This is a genomic window from Marinomonas piezotolerans (genome assembly GCF_003362755.1).
GTDB lineage: Bacteria > Pseudomonadota > Gammaproteobacteria > Pseudomonadales > Marinomonadaceae > Marinomonas > Marinomonas piezotolerans.
The window spans coordinates 36829-52932 of record NZ_QKRA01000015.1 but is presented as its reverse complement, the minus strand read 5'-3'; the positions used below and the strand labels follow the sequence as shown (position 1 = coordinate 52932).

At 44.3% G+C, this 16104-nt stretch carries 20 protein-coding genes and 1 other RNA gene; 9 read left to right on the top strand and 12 right to left on the bottom strand.

Annotated features, from left to right (window positions below; translation table 11 throughout):
- Positions 1-88: integrase core domain-containing protein (locus tag DN730_RS18240; protein ID WP_147290581.1), on the top strand; the 88-nt coding region annotated here is incomplete at its 5' end.
- A 277-nt stretch (positions 89-365) separates the two neighbouring features.
- Here the strand turns inward: DN730_RS18240 and DN730_RS18235 are convergent.
- From DN730_RS18235 to DN730_RS18215, 6 genes are all read right to left on the bottom strand, one after another.
- A complete protein-coding gene (locus DN730_RS18235; protein WP_115469560.1) occupies positions 366-593 on the bottom strand; it encodes a major coat protein in 228 nt (75 codons plus the stop codon).
- A 106-nt stretch (positions 594-699) separates the two neighbouring features.
- On the bottom strand, positions 700-798 hold the full coding sequence (locus tag DN730_RS19490) for a tail virion protein G7P-2 (RefSeq protein ID WP_425452789.1): 99 nt from the start codon (positions 796-798) through the stop codon (positions 700-702).
- Between the two features lie 3 nt (positions 799-801).
- Positions 802-1086 carry a single-stranded DNA-binding protein gene (locus tag DN730_RS18230; protein ID WP_115469559.1) on the bottom strand — a complete coding sequence of 95 codons (285 nt, stop codon included), beginning with the start codon at positions 1084-1086 and terminating at the stop codon, positions 802-804.
- A gap of 40 nt (positions 1087-1126) precedes the next feature.
- Positions 1127-3013 carry a replication endonuclease gene (locus DN730_RS18225; RefSeq protein WP_115469558.1) on the bottom strand — a complete coding sequence of 629 codons (1887 nt, stop codon included), beginning with the start codon at positions 3011-3013 and terminating at the stop codon, positions 1127-1129.
- A gap of 101 nt (positions 3014-3114) precedes the next feature.
- Complete coding sequence (locus DN730_RS18220) at positions 3115-3303, bottom strand: helix-turn-helix domain-containing protein (RefSeq protein WP_115469557.1); 189 nt, start codon at positions 3301-3303, stop codon at positions 3115-3117.
- On the bottom strand, positions 3278-3538 hold the full coding sequence (locus DN730_RS18215) for a hypothetical protein (RefSeq protein WP_115469556.1): 261 nt from the start codon (positions 3536-3538) through the stop codon (positions 3278-3280). The genes DN730_RS18220 and DN730_RS18215 overlap by 26 nt, the downstream gene beginning before the upstream one ends.
- Before the next feature lie 215 nt (positions 3539-3753).
- Between DN730_RS18215 and DN730_RS18210 the strand changes: the two genes are divergently transcribed.
- The gene (locus DN730_RS18210; RefSeq protein ID WP_245958012.1) at positions 3754-4794 is read left to right on the top strand and encodes a phage integrase; all 1041 of its coding nucleotides are present in this window, start codon (positions 3754-3756) and stop codon (positions 4792-4794) included.
- A gap of 318 nt (positions 4795-5112) precedes the next feature.
- On the opposite strand, the gene DN730_RS18205 is transcribed toward DN730_RS18210, so the two are convergent.
- From DN730_RS18205 to smpB, 4 genes are all read right to left on the bottom strand, one after another.
- Complete coding sequence (locus DN730_RS18205) at positions 5113-5532, bottom strand: hypothetical protein (protein ID WP_115469555.1); 420 nt, start codon at positions 5530-5532, stop codon at positions 5113-5115.
- A 10-nt stretch (positions 5533-5542) separates the two neighbouring features.
- Positions 5543-6142 (bottom strand): DUF6036 family nucleotidyltransferase, encoded by a 600-nt coding sequence (locus tag DN730_RS18200; protein WP_115469554.1) that lies wholly within the window; start codon positions 6140-6142, stop codon positions 5543-5545.
- Between the two features lie 219 nt (positions 6143-6361).
- Positions 6362-6724: a transfer-messenger RNA gene (gene ssrA, locus DN730_RS18195) on the bottom strand.
- A 64-nt stretch (positions 6725-6788) separates the two neighbouring features.
- Positions 6789-7268 carry an SsrA-binding protein SmpB gene (smpB, locus tag DN730_RS18190; protein ID WP_115469553.1) on the bottom strand — a complete coding sequence of 160 codons (480 nt, stop codon included), beginning with the start codon at positions 7266-7268 and terminating at the stop codon, positions 6789-6791.
- Positions 7269-7428: 160 nt separating this feature from the next.
- Here smpB and DN730_RS18185 point away from each other — a divergent pair, with 160 nt between their 5' ends.
- Genes DN730_RS18185 through DN730_RS18175 form a run of 3 tightly spaced genes read left to right on the top strand, consistent with a single transcriptional unit; the run spans position 7429 to position 9497 of the window.
- Positions 7429-8784 carry a sodium-dependent transporter gene (locus tag DN730_RS18185; protein ID WP_115469552.1) on the top strand — a complete coding sequence of 452 codons (1356 nt, stop codon included), beginning with the start codon at positions 7429-7431 and terminating at the stop codon, positions 8782-8784.
- A 1-nt stretch (position 8785) separates the two neighbouring features.
- Positions 8786-9214 (top strand): type II toxin-antitoxin system RatA family toxin, encoded by a 429-nt coding sequence (locus DN730_RS18180; protein ID WP_115469551.1) that lies wholly within the window; start codon positions 8786-8788, stop codon positions 9212-9214.
- Entirely contained in the window at positions 9207-9497 is a 291-nt protein-coding gene (locus DN730_RS18175; protein ID WP_115469550.1) for an RnfH family protein, read from the top strand. Before DN730_RS18180 ends, DN730_RS18175 begins: the two co-directional genes overlap by 8 nt.
- A 4-nt stretch (positions 9498-9501) precedes the next feature.
- On the opposite strand, the gene DN730_RS18170 is transcribed toward DN730_RS18175, so the two are convergent.
- The gene (locus tag DN730_RS18170) at positions 9502-9822 is read right to left on the bottom strand and encodes an outer membrane protein assembly factor BamE (RefSeq protein WP_115469549.1); all 321 of its coding nucleotides are present in this window, start codon (positions 9820-9822) and stop codon (positions 9502-9504) included.
- A 69-nt stretch (positions 9823-9891) separates the two neighbouring features.
- Between DN730_RS18170 and fur the strand changes: the two genes are divergently transcribed.
- Complete coding sequence (fur, locus tag DN730_RS18165; RefSeq protein WP_115469548.1) at positions 9892-10302, top strand: ferric iron uptake transcriptional regulator; 411 nt, start codon at positions 9892-9894, stop codon at positions 10300-10302.
- Positions 10303-10313: 11 nt separating this feature from the next.
- Here the strand turns inward: fur and recN are convergent, their stop codons facing one another.
- Positions 10314-11984: a DNA repair protein RecN gene (gene recN / locus DN730_RS18160; protein ID WP_115469547.1), complete on the bottom strand. Its 1671-nt coding sequence runs from the start codon at positions 11982-11984 to the stop codon at positions 10314-10316.
- Positions 11985-12257: 273 nt separating this feature from the next.
- On the opposite strand from recN, the gene grpE reads away from it, so the two are divergent.
- The 3 genes from grpE (at position 12258) to dnaJ (ending at position 16090) form a co-directional block, all read left to right on the top strand.
- Positions 12258-12827 carry a nucleotide exchange factor GrpE gene (grpE, locus tag DN730_RS18155; protein WP_115469546.1) on the top strand — a complete coding sequence of 190 codons (570 nt, stop codon included), beginning with the start codon at positions 12258-12260 and terminating at the stop codon, positions 12825-12827.
- Positions 12828-12927: 100 nt separating this feature from the next.
- Complete coding sequence (gene dnaK, locus DN730_RS18150) at positions 12928-14844, top strand: molecular chaperone DnaK (protein ID WP_115469545.1); 1917 nt, start codon at positions 12928-12930, stop codon at positions 14842-14844.
- Positions 14845-14959: 115 nt separating this feature from the next.
- Entirely contained in the window at positions 14960-16090 is a 1131-nt protein-coding gene (gene dnaJ / locus DN730_RS18145; protein WP_115469544.1) for a molecular chaperone DnaJ, read from the top strand.
- The last annotated feature ends 14 nt before the right edge of the window (positions 16091-16104 follow it).

Here is a 16104-nt window from a genome sequence, read left to right as displayed (position 1 = left end):
AGACTATGCAACAGAATGGCTGTGGTTTTACAATCATGAAAGGCCACATACTGCCAACGGAGGTAAGCCACCTCTAATGGCTGCATAACCTCTACTTTTAAGCTGTATTAAAAAGGGGAGGATTACCGAGCCAATCACATTATTACAGAATTGAGTAGCAACAGAGTCAGGGGAGTTTCCAATTATTTGACTCTTTCCTTCCCAATAATGACCATCAGCTAAAGCAAATAATGGAAATAAGAGCGAGATTGGAAATAGCAGTTTGAGCGACATCTTAATAGTAGTCATATCTTTGCCGATAAAGAGAGTAAAAAATAAGGGAAGGCAATAGCCTTCCCTAGACTTTAATGACGCAAGTAATTGAACTAGGTTGCCTTATTCGAAAACTTCTTAAATAGCTTAATGCCGATACCTGCAACTGTAATTGTTGCTACAACAGGCCAAGCCCAAGCGATCATATCTGTTGCAAAGGTGTTAACTGAGTCAACAGCCGCCTGCGCATCAGCAGGTAATGCCGCGCGAGCAGTCGTAACAGATGTGAGCAACACGGCAGTGGTTGCTGTTACTTTTGTTGCTAAATTATTCATTTTCATGATGTTGATACCTCAACTAGTTTTTTGAAATATAAGATGATTGAACCAAACGCCCAACCTAGGACGTAGGCAGTGATGAGGGACGAAATGACAAATTCAGTGTCTGTCATCGTTGTCCCCCTTTAATTGCACCCAAACCAAATGAAATTAGTAATGAAGCGCAAAAACCGAGTAGCCATAAACTGTCATACTGTTGAGAGTCCATAGCTTAAGAACCTGTTTTACCCAGAGAGATGTTTTTAGCAGTAGGGATTAAAGGTAGGTCGAATGGATTAAGTTCCAAGTTCTTAAAGCGACCCACACGAAAAGCAGATAGATCAAGCTCGTACTCACCAACAGGCTTCGCATCTGTCGGAGCCTGTAAAGGAATTTCTATTTGCTGAGGATATGCACCGCCTAGATGTGCGTATGCTTCTTGGTAATACCGCAGACCGCTCTTTGTATTGCGGCTTTGCGGTAAGTTATGACCTTCAATGATTGAGATTTTCAACATTTGTTTCTCCTAAACATCGGTTGTGATTCAGTGCGTAGAGTTATTGATACAAGTCCAAGGCAACAGACTTCGTCTGTTGCAAAGCGCTCTTTGCCGCGCGGGCATGACCCCACCCCTCAGAAAACGAGTTTTCATCGAAGTGCGGTCCTATATGTTGGTCATCATGTTTTGGGCGTGTATTTTGGAAATGAATTTCATCGAGAATATCAACAACACCATCCATGATTTTCTGACTGGCTTCAGTTAAGCGAGGAGTAACTTTGATATCCCAGAAATGGATTCGAGATAAAATCGTGATGCCAGCATGAATAACACCAATAACGGTGTCTTTAGCTTCATCACCATATTTAGAAGTGCTTACTGTCTCGATTTCACCTGTATCGCGGTTTAGCCTTTGACGAGCCCCGTAAGCTAGTTTTGTTTCCATGTCTTTACGTGAGATAAATGGGCCACCCATAAGATTGACAAATTCAGCCCAGTCACCGTCTCTAGCTGCCTGACGGATAGCTTCTAATTGTGGGTCTTGTTGTTTATCTAAGCGTCGAAATTCTCTGTAAGCTTGCACACTATATACCCCTATTATTTGGAACTGACGGATACCACAGTCTCTTGCCCACGCTTCGATACTTTGGGCGCTTTCTATTGAGTTGGTGCCATGCCACTCATTTTCATGCCCTGTATTTTGTGTGTTGTTTAAACCAATGCCTGTGGTGGATTTTGATATGTATTTAACGAGGTAGCCCATGGCTGATTCGCCCTGAAGCACTTTGAAATCAATTCGGTTCTTTAATGCACCTTTCTCATTCGCAAACTGTTTTAAGGCGTATTCGCGGAAAATATCTTTGGCTAGATCAATATGCTTTGGATGAAGGTAAAGCGCTAAATGCCAATGCGGTGTTCCATCATGGTGAGGCTCTACGGTTCTCATTCCGAATTTATGAATGTTGTTTCGAGCAAGTTTTGCGGTAATAAGCTCATATTGATGGGCTAAATATTGATTAACTTGCTTGGGTGTTGAGCCATCAAAGTTAGGGTTAGGAACCGCTTTAATTGGTTGCTTTTTGTTGCCATGGTGTTTGTAAAGGAGTTGCATACGATGCATACAACTAGGGGCTGTTAGAGTAACAAACAGACACTGATAGCCGATTTGTTCCGCTAAGGACGCATAGCCTTTACCAATGGTTACAAGCTCAACAAATCGGATGTAGGGATTTGATGGATTCTTTGCCGATATTTCAGCCAAAGAAAAAGTTTCTCCCAACTCATTTTCAAGCATAGTACGGGACAAGATATCTTCAGTTTTTGCTTTGCGATTCTTGTGTCGTTTTATACTGACTCTTGAAGAGTATGGAGAGAAAAACTTATGGGTTTGTTGTAGTTCGCGCGTAAGTGCTTGGATATCAGAACGGCATAAAGCGCTTAGCTTACGTTTCCATAGACTCGAATCTTTAAAACGGTTTAGAAGAGCAGGAATGTTATCTACTCGGGCAACTAAGCTTGAGAAATCTAAGTTGTATTGAGATCCAAGCTCCAAGCAAAGTGCGAGGGCCTTATATGGGCCGTTTACATTAATGTAAGTGGTACTGATTCGAGCTAACTTATTAGACAAATCAAAAATATCATCGTCTGAAGACGTGATGTTGAAACCGTTAGACTCGAGGCGCTTTTCAAGTTCCAGCAAGCGGCGGTTAGCGTGAACGTAGGAAGAGGTTTTAGCAACGTAGTCATATTCGGCTCTGAAGGCACCAGCAAGGTCTCGGGCTTTGACGAAAATAGATTCTCGGAATGACTCACATTGAGCTGTACCAAGATTGTTTAAGTCTGAGTTTTCCTTGATCTTATTATCGGATGATTCAAATAATGGTGCTTGCGCGCAAAGTGTAGCAATATTTGAACATTGCAATACACTCTCAGAATGATCTAACATTACCGAGTTCCCTAATTTCCTATGGTGAACAAATCGGATAGCGGTATTGCCGTACTACTATCCAACAGAAGCCATACTCAGTTGCCGCTGGTATGGCTTTTTTATTGCTGCTGGCTTAATGCCTCTTTTTCGATTAACGCAACGTTAACCATTCTTCGTCTACCTATTTTCATCGTTGGAAGCTTGCCTCTACTGATCAAGGCTCTGATCGTATCAATCGTTAAACCTGAAACATCCGAGAACTTCTCAATCGTAACAATTGGACTATGTAGCTGATTGTTTGGTGTCATGTTCTGATTCCGCTAATGCGATTGTAATTTGATCAAAGGCATTCTCTAGGTTTTGAACAGCCTTCATAACATTTTCATCACCGTGCATGAATTCACCCATTTGTCCCCATAGTAGAGACACAACAAAAATGGACTCTGCATAGTCGATACGTCCTCGACGTACGGCTTTTTTCAAAAAGCCTAAAGCAAGTCGATACTCAGATCGATCTTCAGGGGCTATCAAAATTTCATTCATAACTTAATCCAGTTCATTTTTCATCTCTCCTTTTTATTCTTAATCATCGAACTTTCATTAGTCAATAGCTTATTGTATAAAATTCACGTTAGCGTCATTTGCTGTATTTTTACCCGCAAATATTGCGGACTTCTAAGGAGATGGTGTTTTTTAGTGTTTTTTGGTGTTTGTGCTTTTTGAGTATGGAAATCAGTGGTGTTTATTAGTGTTTTTTGATGTTTTTTGGTGTTTCTAAGGGCTTAAATTTAAAGATGACGATAAAGAAAGACGGCAACTCTTGGCTGGTAGATGTGTATCCGTGGGGAAGAAAGGGGCGGAGGATTAGAAAAAAATTTAATTCTAAGGGTGAGGCTACTCGTTTTGAAAGGCATATTTTAGGAACTGCATCAGGTGAGCAACCTTGGAATGAGTCTCCACCAGACAACAGGGAGCTGTCAGAGCTGATCAATATTTGGTTTTTAATGGCTGGTCAGTACCTGAAGGATGGTGAGAGGCGCAAGGTGAAAATGCTGGCAATTGCGGATAGGCTGGGCAACCCGATTGCTAGAATTATGACTGAAAGAGAGTTTGCTTTGATGAGGGCGAAGCGAACCGCTGAAGGCATTTCGGCAAAGACGCTTAACAATGAGTTGGCGTATATCAAAGCGATGTTTAATGTGCTCAAAAAGCAAAAGGAGATTACTTTTGATAACCCGCTTAATGATCTAGATCCGTTGAAGATTGGAGAGCGTGAGCTTTCATATCTAACTCATGAGCAAATAGACATTTTGCTTGATGCTTTCAAAAGCAGTGAAAATGAACACGTTGAGCTGATAACGCTCATTTGCCTTAGTACTGGGGCAAGATGGGGGGAAGCGGAAGGACTTACACGTAGTCGAGTTCATAACAACAAAGTAACTTTTACGGATACGAAAAGCGGTAAGAATAGGTCTATACCTATCTCTGATTGGCTTTTTGAACGACTCATAAAGCATTCAAATAAGACGAAATCACCTGAGCTGTTTACTTTTTCTCTTAGTGCATTTCGCAGGGCTCTAGCAAGAAGCGGGATCGAACTGCCGAAAGGGCAGGCGGCTCATGTTCTAAGGCATACATTCGCGAGTCACTTTGTTATGAATGGCGGTAATATACTCACGTTACAACGGATTCTTGGACACAGTGATATACGTATGACAATGCGCTATTCACATTTAGCTCCAGATCATTTGAAAGATGCTGTCTTTTTGAATCCTCTCAATGATAGGAAAATAAGTTAGATATCAGTAGGCTGGGGGCTCTATACATATCTTCATGAATAAGCTAATACTTAATTATATCTAATCAAGCCCAGTTGGGTTGCAAGGCAGACCTCTCAAACTGCATTGCGCATGAAACCGCTCTTAGTAGTGGTTTTTTGTGCCTAAGAAAACTAATTAAATTTACACCCACACTAAAGTAGTATCCAAAAGCTTAAACCTTAAAGATATTTTGGAGAGAATTTCAATTTAGAGAACGTGATGAATTAGATAAGGTAAAATAAAAGCCGCTCACGACTCTGGTGGCGGCTTTCGTGGTTTAAGCAGGGTTAGACAGTACTATAGTGCAGATGCTGTGTGGTCGTAGTGACGAGTCTGATAAGGAAGTAGTTCCTGTACTAAGCTATTTAAACTTGTGTCTAGACCCCATTTACGAGCTAGTCTATCTCGCGTACGTTTTGCCATCACTTGCTGTACTGAAGCGTGCGTTGTTCGAACTTGATCGGCTGTAGCGCTATTTTCTAGCAGTTCAATTGCTTTTGATAACTCTTCCTTTTTATCAAGAGGAACGCAGTTAAAGCGGCGCAAGTTGTCAAGAACATAACCGGCTTCACGATATGAGCGAGGTGAAAGATTTTCCAGCGAAGGTACAAAGCCTTCATGCCATACGGCAAGAGCAACATCTTTTAAGTCATCAAAGCACTTACCGTCTAAAGAAGAGGTTACGAGTTTTTCAAAAGATTGCTGATGGCGACACATTTCATGAATCCTAAATTTGTTCATTTTCTAAGCAACTTATAGCACTTTCAATATGTGATTTCAAGGTATCTGCAGTTGCACTGTAATCTAAAGCTTCATATGCGACAGCTTTAAATTCATCAATAGAAAAGCGTTTGGCTTTATACATACTTACAATGTCATCGTAGTCCTGTTGCCCGTATCTGGCAAGCTTCGAGACAGCAACGTCTACAGCGCTAAGTAAGTAAACATCAACAACATTGTTGCTTTGAAGAAGTATGGCGTTTTCTTGATAGTCAGGGTGTAAGCTTGGAAAGCTTGTATTAAAATTTTTATCTAAGACTAGCATTGTCTCGCCAAGATTCGGATCATTGTAGGGTATTGGAGGAAGCTCTAATAGTACTTGATTCGTATTGATAAGTTTACTCGCTTCAAGCTCTGCGTCCACATCGTTGCTGCCTCTTGCATTCGTATAAATATGAACAGCGCAGCCTCCAAGTACATAAGCCTTAATTGAGTGTGGAGTGAGTTCAGGAACCTGTTCTAGAGCTATCTCTGCTACTTCATTAAATAGTTCAAGCAATGCTTGAGCTAAAGGGGTATCGGTATGGATATTTAAGTTATTTGTCATAGCTTTGGTCAATCACCTTAAAGTATTAGCATATATTAACCTTAGTTATCTGGTTTATATAATTAAAGGTGAATTCATAAAGGGAAATGCAGATATCGTACTAGATGCTGGATAAGAGAAAGCCGCTACAGGGTAGCGGCTTTTTTATTCTAGGTAGACATTTTGTGGTCATGTCTACCTTGTTTGACTTAAAAACTTCTTTTAAATCAAGCGCTTGATTGGTGGAGATGGGGGGAGTCGAACCCCCGTCCGCCAGTCCTCTGCCATCGGCTCTACATGTTTAGTCACTTCTATTTTTTGACCAGTTACCGCCCGAAGGACAGGGTATAACCGGCGAGCCTGATTAGTCTTAGATCCTTATCCCCAGGCAGGGCATCGGATAGCATCTCGTAATTTATGATACTGCGGAATCCTGGGCTACAAGCAACCTAGGGGCAGCACACTAGCAGGTTATTAAGCTGCTAGAGCGTAGTTTTCGTCGTTTGCGACTATATAATTGATACATGTGGATTTACGAGATCACGTATCACTCTCGACATGCACCTCAGGTTTTGTAACCGGCGTCGAAACCATGTCATCCCCGAAGTTGTGGCCATTCTAACGAAACAATCTCCGTTATGCCAGCGGCCAAGCTGGTTTGCACTGTTTATATGCGATGTTTCATTAGGCGTTCTTTATCGCGGGCCCAATCGCGCTCTTTAGCGGTATCGCGTTTGTCGTGGTCTTTCTTACCTGTCACGAGGGCGACTTCGCATTTGATTTTGTTGCCTTTCCAGTACAGCGCCATGGCTGCACAGGTCTTGCCTTTTTGTTCGGTGATTTGAATGATGCGATCAATTTCTCGACGATGCATCAATAGCTTACGCTGGCGTAGCGGCTCGCACACAACGTGGGTAGAGGCGCTAAGTAGCGGCGTAATACGAGCTCCGATCAAATAGGCTTCGTTTTGGTGGATGATCACGTAGCTATCGACAAGCTGGGCTTTGCCTTCACGAAGACTTTTCACTTCCCAACCTGCAAGCTGGAGACCTGCTTCAAACTTTTGGTCAATGAAGTATTCATGGCGAGCGCGTTTGTTGAGTGCAATCGTGCCTGAACTGGGTGATTTTTTCTTTGCTTTACTCATAGTCAAAAATTATACGGTCGATAGTCGGAAAAACCTATGCTTTTCTTGAGGTATGGGCCCTAATGTAAGAAAATTTAGCGCTTTATGTGTTAGCGGTGCAGTCAGTGAAGGCTGCAGTCTTTTCAAATCATTTGCCACGTTATTGATAGAGCTTAAATGTATGCCCGAGAGTCGCTGTTTACAAGGTATCTGGTCAAGTCCTTGGATATTTATTTTTGCTGCTGCAGGGTCTGCGGTAGGTTTAGGTAATATCTGGAAGTTTCCGTATATTTTGGGAGAAAACGGCGCAGCGTTTCTCCTTATTTATTGCATATGTCTACTGGTCGTTGGGTTACCGATGATGGTGGCAGAAGTGGCGTTAGGTCGTACGGTGCGTTCGAACCCCGTCGATACGGTGAACGATCTATCTGAGCGCCACCTTATTCACAGAGGATGGGTAGCCGTGCCATTCATTGCGGGGACTACGGGGCTTCTGATTCTGACATTTTACAGTGTCATTGCAGGGTGGACGTTGGCGTATGCGCAGCGTGCTGCGACAGGTGCGATGAGTCATATTGATATGGCTCAGTCGCAAGCGCTGTTTGACGACTTTTTAAACTCTCCTGTCGAAATGATTCTTTGGCACACGTTGTTCATTGGCCTGGTCGTTTTATCAGTGGGGCAAGCGGTCACGCGAGGTTTGTCTAAACTGGTACGCATTCTATTACCTGCCTTGGTGGTGACGTTGATTGGGTTGGCCATGTACTCACTGTGGATTGGTGATGCCGGCCAATCATTACGTTTTATGGTGCGTTGGGACTGGAGTGAGTTGAACTTTGGTGTGGCCTTGTCTGCAATTGGGCATGCATTGTTCAGTTTAGGTATTGGTTTGGGGGCGATGTTTTCTTATGGCGCTTACATGAGTAAGCGCATGTCGATTGCAAAGGCGTGTAGCATCGTTGTTGGGCTAGATGTGTTGGTGTCGATTTTGGCCGCATTGGCTATTTTCCCTCTGACGTTTAAGTTTGGGTTAGATGTCGCATCGGGGCCTGGGCTGCCTTTTATTTCATTGCCTCTAATTTTTAGTTTGTTACCTGGTGGGCAGCTACTTGGTTTGGCGTTTTTCGCGCTGCTGGTTGTGGCCGCTTTAACGTCCGCCATTGCAATGATGGAGTTGTTTGTTGCGTGGTTACATGAGCGCTTTTATATCGGCCGGTTGAAAGCCGCATTTTTGTTAGGCGTCGGTGTTTGGGCTGTCGGAATTTTGGTGGTACTGTCGTTTGCTGATTGGGACGCAAAGTTAGTGTTCGGCTATAACCTGTTTGAGTTGATCGATAAACTTACGTCTTTGGTTTTGCTCCCCGTTGCAGCCATCAGTTTGTCTATTTTGGTGGCTTGGGTGGTGCCAGAGAAGATGTTGATAAATGAAATGATAGTTAAGAACGCTAAGCATTTTCGTTGGTGGTACACTACGCTAAAATACGTAAGCATTCCTGTAGCGATCTTTATAACGCTGGCAGGATGGATAGGAGTTTAGTTTGAGTCATATTAAAAGGTTTGCTCATGTAAATTACAGTCAGCGTCAAATGTATGACTTGGTGAACGATTTCGAGCAATACCCTCATTTTTTACCAGGCTGTCTGAGTGCGCGTACGCTGTCTCAAAATGACAAAGAGATTGTAGCCACTTTGGAGGTTGGAAAAGGCCCTGTTCGCCAATCGTTCACGACCCGTAATATTTTGACTGAACCAAGTAAAGTTGAAATGAGTTTGGTGGAAGGGCCGTTCAAGCGTTTACATGGCGTTTGGACGTTTGAAGCCTTGTCCGAGACGACTTGTAGGATCGAGCTGAGCATTGATTTCGAGTTAAAAGGCGTATTGAAATATGCGTTTGGTGGGGTATTCGGTCAAGTCGCCAATGCAATGGTTGAATCCTTTAGCGAAAGAGCGAAGGTTGTATATGAATAAGATCCGGGTAGAGGTGGCCTATGCGCTACCTGACAAACAGAAAATTGTCGCGCTAGATGTAGAAGAGGGGTGTACTGTAATGGACGCTGTTCGTCGATCTAATATCGATGCATTTTTCCCTGATTTAGATTTATCGTCGCCTAAATTGGGTATCTTCGGTAAAGCGGTGCGTAAACCTGAGGAGCAGGTGCTACGAGCGGGTGAGCGTGTTGAAATATATCGTGAGTTGAAGATTGACCCGAAACAGGCTCGGGCCAATCGCGCGGCAAAAACAGCTAAATAGACGATTACTCTTTGTTTTCAATGGACTGCAGTGTGCCATTGTCAAAGGTCAGTGCAAGGTGTTTAACTTCGCTGAGTTTACTGTTCTCTTTAGTGTACAAACTGTAGAAAAGGTAGTGCCATTCGTCAGGGTTGAAAGTATCTAATACCATTGGCGCCCCCAATACGTAAGTGACTTGTGATTCGGTCATGCCCGTTTGGAGTTGGTCTACTTGCTCTGTTGTAATGACGTTGCCTTGCTCAACCGCTGGTTTGTATGGCGACGGAAGTAGGCTGCAGGCGCTGAGAGTAAAAAGTGCTGACAGCAGGAGAATCGTTTTCTTCATTGGTTACATCCTATGTTGGTTATGCCAATGATAAAGTAATTATTAACAAGATCGAATAGAGAATGACTCATGAGCAGTGAAAATCAAGAACTAAAGAAAGCAGGACTGAAAGTCACACTTCCACGTGTGAAAATCTTACAGATCCTTGAAAATGCTGGCGATCATCACATGAGTGCGGATGATGTCTATCGTACGTTGTTGGATCAAGGTGAAGATGTAGGTCTTGCGACGGTCTATCGCGTACTGACTCAGTTTGAAAGTGCGGGTTTGGTTGCTCGTCACCATTTCGAAGCTGGGACAGCAGTATTTGAATTAGCAAAAGGTGATCATCATGACCACATGATTTGCCTTGAAACGGGCAAAGTTGTGGAGTTTGTTGATCCAATCATCGAGCGCCGTCAGCATGAAATTGCGGAAGAGCACGGCTACGAGATTGAAGACCACAACTTAATCTTATATGTTCGCCCAAAGAAGGGCTAACGCGCTTCAGACTATTGAAGCTGGACATTACCGAGCATCTCTTGTGCATGAGCCAGAGTTTGTTCGGTAAGTTCCAATCCCCCAAGTAATCGCGCAATTTCTTGTGTGCGATATTGCTCCAGCAAAGGCTCCACTCTTGAACTCGTCGAGTTACCTTCCACGCTTTTACTGACTCGCAGGTGCTGATGTCCTTGTGCTGCGACTTGCGCTAAATGAGTTACACAGAAGACTTGACCGCGCCCTCCAACAGATCGAAGCATGCGCCCAACGACTTCTGCAATACCACCGCTGATACCTACGTCCACTTCATCAAATACCAGTGTCGGGATGGTGGATGTGTTTGCCGTAACGACTTGAATGGCTAGGCTGATGCGTGACAATTCGCCGCCGGAGGCTACTTTACGCAAAGGCTGTGCAGGCTGTCCTGGGTTGGAGGCAATCATGTACTCGATTTCTTCGAAGCCGTTCGACGAGATTTGTTCTAGTGGCTCACAATGGATAAGAAAGCGGGCATGTGGCATACCAAGGCCATGTATTTGTTCTTCGACGTGTCGGGCAAGCTCTTCCTTGGCTTGCATTCGCTTCTCAGTAAGTAGAGTGGCGCTAGTGGTAAGTTGTTGATAAGCGTTTTCTTCCTTTAATTTGAGGGTTTCTAAACTCTCTTCACCACCAGAAAGTTGCTCTAACTCTGCTTCGACTTCTTCGCGTAAACGCATCAAACCTTCAGGCAGGAGTTTATGTTTGCGAGCTGTATCGTAGATCGCTTCTAATCGGCTTTCTATTTCTTGTAGGCGTTCTGGATCTTGTTCCAGAGTGTCTTGATAATGAGTGAGACTTGAGGAGGCTTCTTCTGCTTGAATAAGTGCTTGGTTCATCATCTCAAGTGCATCTTCAAGCTCTTTGGTGCTAGGGTCTATACTACTTGCTTGCTGGATGGCCTGATGTAATAGAGAGCAAACGTTGCCCTCGTCACTTTCGCGTAATATTGCGCTGGCGTTATAAGCTTTGTATTGAGCGTCCGCAATATTAGATAAAAACGCTTGCTCTTGTTCGAGTGACTCAATTTCGCCGTCTTTTAAATCCAATTGCGACAGCTCTTCAGCCTGATAAGACAGCAACTGAACTCGCGATTCAATTTCAGCGGACCGATTTTGTTTGGCATGTAGCTCTTCTCGGAGCTTTTTCCACGCGCTGTATTCTTCATGTACTTGACTAGCCAGTTCAGTAAGTTGACCGTATTCGTCAAGTTGTTGGCGCTGGGCGCTGCGCTTGAGTAGTGATTGATGCTCGTGCTGTCCATGTATGTCAACCAAGAAGCTGCCGACTTCCTTTAAATCAGTGAGCGTGCAAGGGCGACCGTTAAGATACGCTTTTGAGCGCCCTTCTTTGGTAATGACTCTACGCAGAATGCAGGAATGTTCGTTTTCTAAGTCACGCTCTTCGAGCCAAGCTTGGACATGTGGATAAGTGCTGATGTCAAACGTCGCGCTGATATCTGCCTTCTTTTCGCCGTGGCGTACCACGCCTGCATCGGTGCGGCCACCAAGACACAGTGATAATGCATCTACCATGATGGATTTACCGGCACCTGTTTCGCCCGAGATGGCGGTCATGCCTTTTTTCAGTTCAAGGTCTAGCGTGTCTACAATGGCAAAGTTTTTGATAGCGATACTGGTTAGCATGGCATGCTCCTGATACGGCAAAATAGATATGGTTATTTATACAGTAGTTGGTTGTTTTTTGACAAGTGTAAATGATAGGGCGTGTTTAATTATTTAACGTATCTAATCCAAATCTTGTCTGAGTAAACGGCGGCTAGCGGGATGTAATTAGTGGAATTCTTAAATTTGTCGATGAATCACACATTTTCTGTGTGAGTAGGTGTTGAAAGGTTCAAAGCTGTCCCCATATAGCCCACACAGACAGTGATTACTTCCTGTTATTTGGAGAAAAAAATGAGTGATCAGCCGAACAAAGCTAACCAAGAAGTCGAGCAGGATGAACTGCTAAACGAAGCGGAAGCCGCTACGGCCGAAGAAGGTCTAGAGGAAGTTCAAGAGGCAGAAGCTTCTGATGAACTAACCAAAGCGCTTGAAGATGTTGCGATGTATCGTGAAGCGGCATTAAGAGCACAAGCAGACGCGCAAAATGTTCGCCGTCGTGCTGAGCTTGATGTGGAGAAAGCGCACAAGTTTGCATTAGAGAAGTTCGCTAAGTCGGTTATTACCGTAGCGGACAATCTAGAACGGGCATTGTCTTCTACAGAAGAAGGTTCTGAAACCGATCCAATGCGAGAAGGTGTGGAGCTTACTTATAAAGATTTAATGGAAACGTTAGCACGATTTGAAGTCGTGGCAGTGGATCCAGCAGGCGAACCGTTTAACCCTGAATTACATCAGGCGATGACGATGGTGCCTAACCCAAACATGGAACCCAACACTGTAATGGATGTGGTTCAGAAGGGTTATACATTGAATGGCCGCTTGTTGCGCCCAGCGATGGTAGTGGTTTCAAGTGCCGCTTAAAAAACTGTCATTTTTTTGACAGTCGGACCTTGAAATAAAAATCACTGTACCCAAATACAGAATTATCGAAACGAACAACGAATTTTACTGGAGATAAACCATGGGCAAAATCATTGGTATTGACTTAGGTACAACCAACTCTTGTGTTGCTGTCCTAGACGGTGACAAATCTCGCGTAATTGAAAACGCTGAGGGCGATCGCACTACCCCATCTATCGTGGCATTTACCGAAGATGGCGAAATATTGGTCGGTCAATCTGCGAAGCGTCAAGCGGTTACCAACCCAACAAACACACTATTTGCTGTTAAGCGTTTGATTGGTCGTCGCTTCCAAGATGATGTCGTTCAAAAAGACATCTCTATGGTGCCTTACAAGATCATCAGTGCGGATAACGGCGATGCTTGGGTAGAAGTAAAAGGCGACAAAAAAGCGCCACCACAAATTTCAGCTGAAGTTCTTAAAAAAATGAAGAAAACAGCAGAAGACTACCTAGGTGAAAAAGTAACAGAGGCCGTTATCACTGTGCCTGCTTACTTTAATGACTCTCAGCGTCAAGCAACAAAAGATGCGGGTAAAATTGCTGGCCTTGAGGTGAAGCGTATCATCAACGAGCCGACTGCGGCAGCGTTGGCATACGGTCTAGATAAATCATCTGGTGATTCTACGGTTGCAGTGTATGACCTTGGTGGTGGTACATTCGATATCTCGATCATCGAAATTGCTGATGTCGATGGTGAGAAGCAATTCGAAGTATTGTCTACTAACGGTGATACGTTCCTTGGTGGTGAAGACTTTGATATGCGTGTCATTGAATTCTTAGCTGCTGAGTTTAAGAAAGACACAGGCATTGACCTGCACAACGATCCTTTAGCGCTACAGCGTCTAAAAGAAGCGGGTGAAAAAGCAAAAGTAGAGCTATCTTCTTCTAGCCAAACAGAAGTTAACTTGCCGTACATCACAGCCGATGCGTCAGGTCCTAAACACCTTAACGTTAAGCTGACTCGCTCTAAGCTTGAGTCGTTGGTTGAAGAGCTAGTAACGAAATCAATTGATCCGTGTCGCCAAGCGTTGAAAGATGCTGAGCTATCTGCATCGGACATCGACGAAGTTATCTTGGTTGGTGGTCAAACTCGTATGCCACTTGTTCAAGCGAAAGTAACAGAGTTCTTCGGCAAGGCTCCACGTAAAGATGTTAACCCTGATGAAGCGGTAGCGATTGGTGCTTCTATACAAGGTGCAGTACTAGCAGGTGATGTGAAAGACGTACTTCTACTGGACGTAACACCTCTATCTCTAGGTATCGAAACAATGGGCGGTGTAATGACTCCGCTTATCGAGAAGAACACGACTATCCCAACTAAGAAGTCACAAGTATTCTCTACTGCTGAAGACAACCAGAACGCTGTAACGATCCACGCTCTACAAGGTGAACGTAAGCAAGCGGCTCAGAATAAGTCTCTAGGTCGTTTTGACTTAGCTGACATTCCGCCAGCGCCACGTGGTGTACCACAGATCGAAGTTAGCTTTGATATCGATGCTAACGGTATCTTGAGCATTTCTGCGAAAGATAAAGCGACGGGTAAAGAGCAATCTATCGTAATTAAAGCCTCTTCTGGTCTAAGTGATGAAGAAGTGGAAAAAATGGTGCAGGATGCGGAAGCGAATGCTGAAGAAGACCGTAAGTTCGAAGAGCTTGTGCAAGCTCGCAACACTGCGGACGGTATGATTCACGCAACACGCAAAACGTTGACAGATGCTGGCGACAAAGCGACTGCGGAAGAGAAAGACGCGATTGAAAAAGCGATCACAGATCTTGAAGCAGCGTTAGAGTCTAACGATAAAGATCAGATCGAAGAGAAAACCAATGCGTTGACTCAAGCGTCTGGTTCACTGGCTCAGAAGCTATATGAGCAAGCGGATGCAGGTGCTGCTGACGGTGCAGAACAAGCATCTAGTGGTAAGCAAGACGATGCAGTGGATGCTGAGTTTGAAGAAGTTAAAGACGATAAAAAGTAAGCCCTGTGCTTAATTGATCGTCGTCCCGAAGGGACCATGCAAAACACGGGACGCCACCGTGTTTTGCTGTATTCGGAGAGAATGAATTCACTCTACAGATTCAGGAAAACCTGCAATGAGTAAACGTGACTATTACGAAGTTCTGGGCGTAAGCCGAGATGCGGATAAGAAAGAGATTAAAAAAGCTTACCGCTCAAAAGCTAACAAGTATCACCCAGATAAAAATCCAGACGACGCCGAGGCGTTGGATAAATTTAAAGAGCTTGCCGAAGCTTATGAAGTGCTTTCTTCTGAAGATAAGCGTGCCGCATATGACCGCTTTGGTCACGAGGGTGTAAGTGGTCAACCTGGTGCTGGCGGATTTGGCGGCGGTGCGGGCGGTTTCAGTGACATCTTTGGGGATGTCTTTGGCGATATATTTGGCGGCGGAGGTGGTGGCGGTCAAAGCCGTACACGTCGCGGCTCTGATTTGCGTTACACGCTTGAGTTGGACCTAGAGCAAGCCGTCTGGGGGTGTGAAGAGAAAATTCGCATTCCAACGCTGGTGGAATGTGAAAAGTGTGATGGCTCAGGTGCTAAACCTGGCTCGCAGCCCAAAACATGTGGTACCTGTGGCGGTGCCGGACAGGTACGTATGTCTCAGGGTTTTTTCTCTGTTCAGCAAACGTGTCCAGAGTGTCATGGTGCAGGTCAAACGATTTCTGACCCATGTAATTCTTGTCATGGTCAAGGTCGCAAACAAGAATACAAGACTCTCAATGTGAAGATTCCTGCGGGTGTCGACACAGGTGATCGTATTCGTTTGTCCGGTGAAGGTGAGGCGGGCGCACATGGTGGTCCTGCTGGTGACTTATTTGTACAGGTCTCCGTTAAGCAGCACGCCATTTTCGAGCGTGACGGTGCTAATCTCTATTGTGAAGTGCCAATTAGCTTTACGACCGCTGCATTAGGCGGTGAAATAGATGTTCCGACCTTGGATGGTCGCGTACGATTAAAAGTCACACCTGAGTGTCAGTCTGGAAAGTTATTCCGTTTGAGAAACAAAGGTGTGAAGCCTGTTCGTGGTGGGCCTGTAGGTGATTTGATTTGCCGCGTGCAAGTGGAAACACCTGTGAACTTGACCGATCGTCAGAAAGAATTGTTGCAGGAATTATCTGACAGCATGGGCGAAGACTCGGCGCATTCACCAAAGCAAAAAAGCTGGTTTGATGGTGTGAAAAAGTTTTTCGAAGACATCAAAAAATAAGTTAAACTAGCGTG

What these genes read in the sequence shown, in the direction of transcription:
- DN730_RS18235 (WP_115469560.1), bottom strand. Translation starts at nt 593, where the DNA reads ATGAAAATGAATAATTTAGCAACAAAAGTAACAGCAACCACTGCCGTG.
- DN730_RS19490 (WP_425452789.1), bottom strand. Translation starts at nt 798, where the DNA reads ATGGACTCTCAACAGTATGACAGTTTATGGCTACTCGGTTTTTGCGCT.
- DN730_RS18230 (WP_115469559.1), bottom strand. Translation starts at nt 1,086, where the DNA reads ATGTTGAAAATCTCAATCATTGAAGGTCATAACTTACCGCAAAGCCGC.
- DN730_RS18225 (WP_115469558.1), bottom strand. Translation starts at nt 3,013, where the DNA reads ATGTTAGATCATTCTGAGAGTGTATTGCAATGTTCAAATATTGCTACA.
- DN730_RS18220 (WP_115469557.1), bottom strand. Translation starts at nt 3,303, where the DNA reads ATGACACCAAACAATCAGCTACATAGTCCAATTGTTACGATTGAGAAG.
- DN730_RS18215 (WP_115469556.1), bottom strand. Translation starts at nt 3,538, where the DNA reads ATGAATGAAATTTTGATAGCCCCTGAAGATCGATCTGAGTATCGACTT.
- DN730_RS18210 (WP_245958012.1), top strand. Translation starts at nt 3,754, where the DNA reads ATGTTTTTTGGTGTTTCTAAGGGCTTAAATTTAAAGATGACGATAAAG.
- DN730_RS18205 (WP_115469555.1), bottom strand. Translation starts at nt 5,532, where the DNA reads ATGTGTCGCCATCAGCAATCTTTTGAAAAACTCGTAACCTCTTCTTTA.
- DN730_RS18200 (WP_115469554.1), bottom strand. Translation starts at nt 6,142, where the DNA reads ATGACAAATAACTTAAATATCCATACCGATACCCCTTTAGCTCAAGCA.
- smpB (WP_115469553.1), bottom strand. Translation starts at nt 7,268, where the DNA reads ATGAGTAAAGCAAAGAAAAAATCACCCAGTTCAGGCACGATTGCACTC.
- DN730_RS18185 (WP_115469552.1), top strand. Translation starts at nt 7,429, where the DNA reads ATGCCCGAGAGTCGCTGTTTACAAGGTATCTGGTCAAGTCCTTGGATA.
- DN730_RS18175 (WP_115469550.1), top strand. Translation starts at nt 9,207, where the DNA reads ATGAATAAGATCCGGGTAGAGGTGGCCTATGCGCTACCTGACAAACAG.
- DN730_RS18170 (WP_115469549.1), bottom strand. Translation starts at nt 9,822, where the DNA reads ATGAAGAAAACGATTCTCCTGCTGTCAGCACTTTTTACTCTCAGCGCC.
- fur (WP_115469548.1), top strand. Translation starts at nt 9,892, where the DNA reads ATGAGCAGTGAAAATCAAGAACTAAAGAAAGCAGGACTGAAAGTCACA.
- recN (WP_115469547.1), bottom strand. Translation starts at nt 11,984, where the DNA reads ATGCTAACCAGTATCGCTATCAAAAACTTTGCCATTGTAGACACGCTA.
- grpE (WP_115469546.1), top strand. Translation starts at nt 12,258, where the DNA reads ATGAGTGATCAGCCGAACAAAGCTAACCAAGAAGTCGAGCAGGATGAA.
- dnaK (WP_115469545.1), top strand. Translation starts at nt 12,928, where the DNA reads ATGGGCAAAATCATTGGTATTGACTTAGGTACAACCAACTCTTGTGTT.
- dnaJ (WP_115469544.1), top strand. Translation starts at nt 14,960, where the DNA reads ATGAGTAAACGTGACTATTACGAAGTTCTGGGCGTAAGCCGAGATGCG.